Raw genomic sequence first — 950 nt, 5'->3', positions numbered from 1 at the left:
CAGAATTAGAGCCAACGTGATTGTGTATGATTTCGTTGCGTGTTTAAGCACTAAAGTTAGCAAATAAATCACAGATAGAAAGTCCGCGAGGACTTTCGTAAGTAGGCTGTAACTAGCAATGAATTATACACGGTGTTAGCACCAGTTTTTTAATATGTATAAGGTAATATTACACTTTTCCTTTCTTTTTCTGCCGAATGATAATGAAGTCCAAGTATGATTTTTGTTTCTTCCGGAATTACATCTAATTTGCCAATTCTCCCTATGTGAATATTCTTTTTTATAACTTCAATTAGTTCATTAGATAATTGTTCATTATCAAACTCCTTTAAAGTTTTTATATTTTTTAAACTCAAATCTGCATTGACAGTTATTTCATAAAATGCATTATTCCCATTTTCAATTTGATATCCTTTGAATTTTTCTAAAGATTCTTCATTAAAAGAAGTGTATAAATTATACGTGTTAATGGGCTCAATTTTTTCCTCTTTCAAGGTTTCGAGTATTTCAAGTTTCCGTTTTAAACCTTTAGAATAGTTTAATTCAGCATTTGGAAATCTTTCTTTGTCAAAAGTTCGGTCCAATTGTTTTGGTCCAGAGCACTTACCAAAAATCAAATTTCCATTCTGGTCTTTAGATGCGAAAATTAACCATTTGGTATTTTCAGGTGCATACATTGGACAACCACTACCTTTTGATTTTCGTATTTTCAAAAGATTAGTTTTTTTTCCTTTATAAAGTTCAATTATTTCAATGTCAAGAAGTAAATAGTCACCATCGGTTTCAGAATCCACACTTAAAACACTCAAAGTTGCAACAAATTCAGATTTCGCATATCTGTCTAAAAGCCTTTGAGACATACAAGTGCAAGCTAATAATTTGCTTGAAATTGCAATAAATAATATGGTAAGAAGGATTTTTTTCATAATTGGTGCTAACGGTTTTATGTA

At 30.4% G+C, this 950-nt stretch carries 1 protein-coding gene; it reads right to left on the bottom strand.

Annotated features, from left to right (window positions below):
• Window positions 1–149 precede the first annotated feature (149 nt).
• The coding region (locus TD29_RS17665; RefSeq protein WP_040282916.1) for a hypothetical protein at window positions 150–950 on the bottom strand (801 nt) is incomplete at its 5' end.

The organism is Psychroserpens damuponensis, from assembly GCF_000826655.1.
Lineage (GTDB): Bacteria > Bacteroidota > Bacteroidia > Flavobacteriales > Flavobacteriaceae > Psychroserpens > Psychroserpens damuponensis.
Note: the sequence above shows the minus strand (reverse complement) of the source record. Positions and strands in the feature narration are given on the sequence as shown.